The organism is Kitasatospora sp. NPDC088264 (assembly GCF_040685715.1).
In the GTDB taxonomy this organism is placed as follows: Bacteria; Actinomycetota; Actinomycetes; order Streptomycetales; family Streptomycetaceae; genus Kitasatospora.
On the sequence record NZ_JBFBIR010000045.1, the window covers coordinates 1 to 6,949 of the forward strand.

At 72.7% G+C, this 6,949-nt stretch carries 3 protein-coding genes; all 3 read right to left on the reverse strand.

The window, feature by feature from the left end; translation table 11 throughout:
- Positions 1-100: 100 nt before the first annotated feature.
- A complete protein-coding gene (locus tag AB0O82_RS27585; RefSeq protein ID WP_363586620.1) occupies positions 101-2,989 on the reverse strand; it encodes a trypsin-like serine protease in 2,889 nt (962 codons plus the stop codon).
- Positions 2,990-3,338: 349 nt separating this feature from the next.
- Complete coding sequence (locus AB0O82_RS27590) at positions 3,339-5,138, reverse strand: ABC transporter ATP-binding protein (RefSeq protein WP_363586621.1); 1,800 nt, start codon at positions 5,136-5,138, stop codon at positions 3,339-3,341.
- The gene (locus tag AB0O82_RS27595; protein WP_363586622.1) at positions 5,123-6,856 is read right to left on the reverse strand and encodes an ABC transporter ATP-binding protein; all 1,734 of its coding nucleotides are present in this window, start codon (positions 6,854-6,856) and stop codon (positions 5,123-5,125) included. Before AB0O82_RS27595 ends, AB0O82_RS27590 begins: the two co-directional genes overlap by 16 nt.
- Positions 6,857-6,949: the final 93 nt, after the last annotated feature.

The following is a 6,949-nucleotide window of genomic DNA, read 5'->3' on the forward strand; positions in this document are numbered from 1 at the left end:
GATTTCTTCAGCTTTTTCCTGTGTATTGTTCGTGGTTCCCCCCCCCCGCCCCCCCGGGGGGGGGGGCGCCCGGGGGGGGGGGGGCCCCCCCGACTCCCGGTCACAGGCGGAAGGGGTTCCCGCCCTGCGCGGCGATCACGTACCAGGCGGTCGCCCCGGTGTGGAGGGAGGAGTAGTAGAAGTCGCCCTCCCCGGTGTCCAGGCCGTCGTGCGAGGCGGCGACGATGCCCTTGCCGTCCGTGTTTGCCGCGCCGCTCTGGGCCTTCTGCAAGGTCGCCATCAGGACCGCCGCCTTCGCGGCGTCGCCGTCCGCGCGGCGGACCTGGTAGGCGGCCAGCAGGTGGGCGGTGCCCTCGAACCAGACGCCGCTGGTGTCCTTACCGCTGAAGCCCACCCCGCTGTACGGGCCGTCGGTGGCCGCCATCCGCCCGGCCGCCCAGTCGACGGCGGGCGCGTAGGACGGGTCGAGGGTGGCCAGGTAGCTCCAGGTCTGCACGTCCTCCGGCTCGACGTCGTCGTTGGTGGTCACCCCGTCCAGGCCGGTGCCCGTCCACAGGTGGCCGTTGGCGGCCTGCACGGACTTCACGAACCGGAAGGCGTTGGTGGAGCGCTGCGCCCAGCCCGCGTCGCCGGTGACGCCGGCGAGCATGGCGAAGAAGGCGCCGGTGTCGATGTTGTGCTCCGTGGCCTTCCAGGTGAGCGGGACCATCGTCTGGCCGGTGCCGTCGTCGTTGCGCAGGCCGCCGGTGTAGCCGCCGGCGCCGCGGGTGTCCGCGGTGTTGTTCTGGATCCAGTTGGCGGCCTTCAACGCCCCGTCCAGGAAGCGCTGTTGGCCGGTCACCCGGTAGAGCCGGGTAAGTGCCATGCCGGCCCAGGCCATGTTCCCGGTGTAGACGGAGAACCCGCCGACGTACGGCTCGCCGGAGGGGGTCTTGACGAAGGGGTCCGGCTCGTAGGAGGCGCGGATGCGGCCGTCCGGGGTGATGTCGTGGGCCTGGGCGTACAGCAGGCTGTCGCCGAGCGCCGTGGCGCGGGCGACGTCGTCGGTTCCGCCGCGTTGCAGGAACGCGGTGATGACGAGCGCGTTGTCGTACGTGAAGGAGGCCTGGAAGCCGTCCGGGCCGAACAGCTTCGGGTCCTCGAAGTGCCCGCCCTGGTAGCTGCGGGGCACGCGCAGCGTGCTGCCGGTGCCGTGGGCGTCGAGGCGCTGGGCGAGGAAGGAGTAGGCCGCGTCCACGGAAGGCCCGGAGGGCTTCACCGGCGGCTGCTGGGACGGCAGGTGCAGGCTGTCCGCGGGCGGGGGGCCGGGCGTGCTCGGCAGGTCGGCGTCCTCGTCGCCGACCGGCACCAGTTTGAAGAGCTGGTTCTCGTCGTTGTGGTCGCACGGGGCGTTGCCGGGTGTCGCGATGCTGTTCGGCACGCTCGTACCGGGCCACAGCGCGAGACAGTTCCCGCCCTTGATCTGGAGGTGGAAGTACCAGTGGCCGCCCTCCCAGTCCGACATCTGGAGTCCGACGTCGGCGGACTGACCGAGGTACTCGTTGGGTGCGGCCAGGTTCCGGAACATCCAGCCGCCGTCCGTCGTCTGGAGGAGTTCCCAGTCGGCCCGCGGGTCACCGGGCTGGGTGCCGACGAGCCGCCCGCTCGGCAGGTCGTAGGCCATCGCCGCGCCGTTGCCGTCGACCAGTTCGGTGTGGTCGTGCGGCTTGGGGTCGGAGCCCATCGCCACGCCCCCGCCGCCCCCGCCGAAGTCCTCCCAGCTCAGGTGCCCGGTGCTCCAGTCGCGAACGCCGATCTTGGCGCCCAGCATGGGGAGGGCGTCCTCCAGGCCGACGAACATGATGCCGCCCGCGCAGGTGGTCGCCATCGTCTTCCCCGGCGTCTTGCAGCTCCAGGTTCCACCCGTGGTGGCCGAGACGATGCCCAGGGCCGTGATGTTGGGCGGCGCCCCCGGCAGGTCCGGGCCGCCGCCCAGCACGACGGGGCCGCCGCTGTCACCCCTGCGGGCCGCGATGGACGAGTTGTCGGCGGCGGTGAACTGCTTGAGGGCCTTCCACCCGTACATGTAGTGGTGCTCGATGTCGCCGCCCAGGTTGTCGGGGCCCTTGGCGTAGTAGTCCGTCACCTTGGTGGTGACCTGGATGTTGCAGATCTCGCCCGATCGGGCGCCCTCGTTGCAGATCCAGTTCCCCTCGTGCGCCACCTGCGCGGCGCTCACCCACTTCTTGGTCTGCGAGATGCTGGACTGGTCGGCCGCGCCGCCCGTCCAGATCTGCTGGTCCATCGTGATGCCCGAGGACGGCTTGATGACGGCCGCGTCGAGGTAGACGGGCCCCCTCTCGTCCTGGCGGACGATGTGGGGCGAGATCCGGGTGCCGATCGCCGGCCCCTGTCCGCCCGTGTCGTCCACGCCGTACCGGACGTTGGTCTCGTTGTTCGGCATGAAGCAGTGGTCCGCGGTGAGCATGGCGTTCTCGCCGCGGTAGTTGATCGCGAACGCCGTGCTGCAGAACGGTGAGATGATCTGCGCGCCGCCGGCGCCCGGATCGCTCCGGCGCGAGGGTTCGCCGAGGCTGATCGACTCCGTGCCGTTCGATTCGACCGTCACCGGAACGCTCACGGACGCCACCGCCCGCCGCAGCCGCTGTGCGTCGGCCTCACCGCCCACCACGGTCGCGGTGAGGCCGCTCCCGTCCTGCGGCATCGCCACGTCGGTGATCCGCACTCCGGCGGAATCGGCGATGCGCGTCACCTCGCGCGAGGCGTCCTTCAGGTCCTGCGCACTGTGCGGCGCCGACTTCACGTCGACACGCACCGGGCTGTGCGCGACGACCGCCCGGACCTCGGGCGTCAGCTCGCCGTGCCAGTAGACCGTGAGGTGCTTCGTCTCGGGGGCGGCGACCACGCCGGCGAGGGCCTGGCTGCCGATCCGACCCGACACCTGCTCCACGGCCGAAGCCGTCTCGTTCATCTGGCCCTGGATGGCCATCAGTTGATGCCAGGACAAGAAGGGTGAAGGGCTCCCGAAGGAGTTCGCCACGGGCGCGATGCCGGGAGCCGCGAGCACTCCCACGACGGCGGTCGCGGTGGCGAAGGCCACGAGCGGCCTTCGCCACCTGCCCCTGCGGCGGGCCGGATCTTCGATGTGGTGGACCAACGGGAACTCCCCGGGGCTCGAAACTGCGGGGCGCCTCGGCGCCCCCTCACCCGTGCCTACGGGTGGGGGTGAACGCGCAGTTCAGAGCGGGTGCGGGCCGGCCGAGAACGCTTGCCGGTCCGTGGTTCGGACGCACGGACGCACGGACGCACGGATGCACGGATGCACGCGAGGCGAGCGCTCACGCCGGCGAGGCCGTGGTGTGCTGGTCCCTCGTGTCCGCGTGCGAGCCGGTCCAGTAGCCGACGAGGTCCGCGTAGCGCGGTGAGGCGGCGAGCAGGTGCGGATGGGTGCCGCTCAGCGTCCGGTCGCCGTCCATCAGCAGGATGCGGTCGGCGCGCAGGGCCGAGCTCATCCGGTGCGCGATGACGACCACGGTGCCGCAGCGCCGCGCGAAGGCCAGCTCCGCCCGCGCCTCCGCACCCGGGTCGAGGTGGCAGGTCGCCTCGTCGAGCAGCACCACGCGAGCGTCCGAGACGTAGGCCCGGACCAGCGCCAGCAGTTGCCGCTCGCCGGCCGACAGAACGGCCCCGCCCACGCCGAGCCGGGTGTCCAGGCCGCCGAGCCGGCCGATCAGGCGGTCGGCACCGACGGCGGTCGCGGCCCGGGCGAGCTCGGTGTCCGCGGCCTCGGGGCGCAGGTAGCAGAGGTTCTCCCGGAGCGTCCCGGTGAAGATGTACGCCTCCTGGGGGATCAGTACGACGTGGCGGCGCAGCCAGTCCTCGCCGAGCCGGTCCACGGGGAAGCCGCCGATCCGGACCTGCCCGGCGCCGGGCGTCGCCAACCCGGCGAGCAGGTCGGCCAGGGTCGACTTGCCGATGCCGCTGGGGCCCACCACGACCAGCACGGCGCCGGCGGGCACGGCGAGCGTGAGGTCGCGGATGACCGGCTCGGCGTGCGGGCCGTAACCGAAGGTCAGGCGGTCGATGACCAGGTCGGCGCCGGCCGAGGCGGCCTCGGCCGGGCCGGCTTCGGCGGGCGGGTGGGCAGGGTGGCGCGGGGCCGGTTCGGACGGGACATCGGCCTCGCCCAACCGCTGTAGCACCGTGTGGAGTTGGATTCCCCAGGAGCCGATGACATCGACCATCGAGCGCAGCGTGGGCTCGATGGTGGTCAGCAGGTAGCCGACTGCGCCGACCAGCGCGCCGACCGTCAGTCCGTGTCCGGCCAGCAGCCACGGGCTCATCACGAACACGGCCAGCACCGGCAGTTTTCCGCCCGCCGAGACGAGCAGCGCACTGACCGCGCCGGTCCGCGCGACGGCCCGCGACGCCGCTTCCCACTCGCCGATCAGGACGTCCAGCCGCTCCCGAGCCCGACCGCGCGCGCCGGCGGCCACCAGATCACGCAGGCCCGCCAGGGTCTGACCGGCCTCGGCGGCCAGTCGCTCGTCCGCGATCAGCAAGGCCCGTCGACGCCGGCTCAGGACGCGCAGCAGCGGCATGTACGCCGCCAGCGTGAGGACCACCGACACCCCGGCGATGGCCGCCACCGGCAGAGCGAGGGCCGCCAACCCCACCAGGGCCATCACCAGTGACACGCCGACCTGCCGGACCGAGCGCAGCAGCGCGGAGACCAGTGCCCGTACGGTCTCCACCTGTCCGGTGAGCCGGGCCACGCTCGCCCCGTCGGAGCGGGCCGTGCCGGCGACCCCGCGCCGGAGCGTGGCGGAGACCACCGAGCTCACCAGTGCGTCCCGCAACGGCTCGACCAGCACGCCCAGCCTGGGCAGGAGTTGGCGGGTCACAGCAGCCCGGAGCACCATGGCGACGCCCAGCACTGCCAGCCAGGCCAGGCCCACCAGCGGGCGCCCGGCCAGGAATCCCCGGTCCAGGGCCCGCGCTATCAGGAGCCCGGACAGCAGAACCGGCAACGCCTCCAGCACGGACAGCGCCAGCACCGCAGCGACGACGCCGCTGCGGCCGCGCAGATGGCACCCCAGCATCCGCCAGCCGGGGCGCGTGGTCACGGGATCGGACACGTCTCCTCCTCCACACTCTCCGAAGCCGCGGCGAACTGCGCCCGGTACTCCTGGTCGCTCCACAGCTCCGCATGGGTCGCCACGGCTCTGATCCGGCCGTCCGCCAGCCAGGCCACCAGATCCGCACGGGCCGCCGTGGAAGCGCGGTGCGCGACCATGATCCTGGTCCGCCCGGTGAAGGCGCTGTGCAACGCCTGCGTCACCCTCGCCTCGGTCACCGTGTCCAGGCTGGACGTCGCGTCGTCGAGCACGACCACCCGGCTGTCCTGGGCGAACGCCCTCGCCAGTCCGAGCCGTTGTGCCTCACCGCCGGACAGCGGAGCAGCCGCCAGGTGGGTGTCGTATCCGTCGGGAAGCCGTCGGATGAAGTCATCGGCGCCGGCGGCCCGCGCGGCGGCCTCGATCACGGACTGCGTCGCCTCCGGACGAGCGAGCGCGATCGTGGCGCGGATGGTGTCGTCGAACAGCGCGGGCCGTTCGAAGGCGTACGCCACGCGACGGGAGAGTTCATCTGCCGTGAACTCCGTCACGGGTACGCCATCGAGCAGCACCGCGCCCTGGTCCGGGTCGTGGAGCCGCCCGACCAGCGCGGCGAGGCTGCTCTTTCCCCCGCCCGACGCCCCGACCACGGCCAGCGCCGTTCCGGCCGGGATCTCCAGGTCGATTCCGTCGAGCACCACCCGGTCCCCGGCGAGCACGCGGACCCCGCGGAAGGAGACCGCACATCCGGCGGTGGATCCGTCCGATCCCCGCTCCCCCGCCAGGGTCACGGGCTGGCCCACGGCCTCGGCGACCCGGCGACCCGCCGCGACCGAGTGGGCCAACTCACCCACCGCGTCGACCTGTTGGAGAAGTCCGAGGGCGATCGCGACGTACCCCGTGACGGCGACGAGCTCCCCCGAGGAGATCCGCCCGGCGACCACCCCGTATCCGCTCACGGCGAGGACGAGGATCTCGATCGCCGGCAGCAACAGGCCCATCTGCCAGGCGGTGGCGCGTTGCAGATGCCACGTCAGCAGGCCGGTCTTCGACAGCTCGGGCAGCGGCTCCAGCACGCGGGTCGTCTCCGCTGCCACGGTGCCGCTCGCCCGGATCGTCCGGACGCCGCCCAAGGCCTCGATCAACCGGTCCGCGACCTGTCCCTGCAACTCCTGATAGCGCGTGAGCGCCGACGAACTCCGGCGGAAGAACAACCGCAGGACGACGTACACCGGCGGCAGGCCGAGCAGGAAGGTCACCGCGGGTCGCCAGTCGATCAGCCACAGGGACACCACGCCCACGATCGAGGTGGCCACCGACATGACCGTGTCGAGCACGGTGAGACCGGCGTGCCCGGACTCGGCGCAGCTCCCGACCAGCCGGCCGGTGACATCCCCCGCAGCGTGCCGGCGCTGCCCGGCGAGTCCCGCGCCCAGCACCCGGTGGACGAGGCCGCGGCGCAACCAGCCGGTGGCCGCCGCCCCACTCGTTCCCGCGGCCACCACGTGCACCACCGCGACGCCCGTCGCCACCGCGAACGCCGCCGCCAGGGCCGATACCGGCCCGGTCAGCGGACGGTGGGCCAGGGCGTCGTCGAGTGCCCGGGCCAGCAGGGCGGGGGTCGCCAGCGTCACCGCCGCATCCGTGATCGACGCCAGTACGGCGAGGGCGAACCAGCCCCGGGCCTCCAGGGCTGCCGCCGCCAGCAGGCGGGGGACCGATCTTGTCGACGTCGTCATCCTCTCCTCCAGGAGGGCAATCGGGACCGGTGGCCGGGGCCGATCAGGGCCCCGGCCACACATTGGTCACTGGCCGGTGTAGGTGCAGGTCCA

Excerpts from the sequence above, each read along its gene's own strand:
- AB0O82_RS27595 (WP_363586622.1), bottom strand. The coding sequence starts at position 6,856 with ATGACGACGTCGACAAGATCGGTCCCCCGCCTGCTGGCGGCGGCAGCC.
- AB0O82_RS27585 (WP_363586620.1), bottom strand. The coding sequence starts at position 2,989 with ATGGCCATCCAGGGCCAGATGAACGAGACGGCTTCGGCCGTGGAGCAG.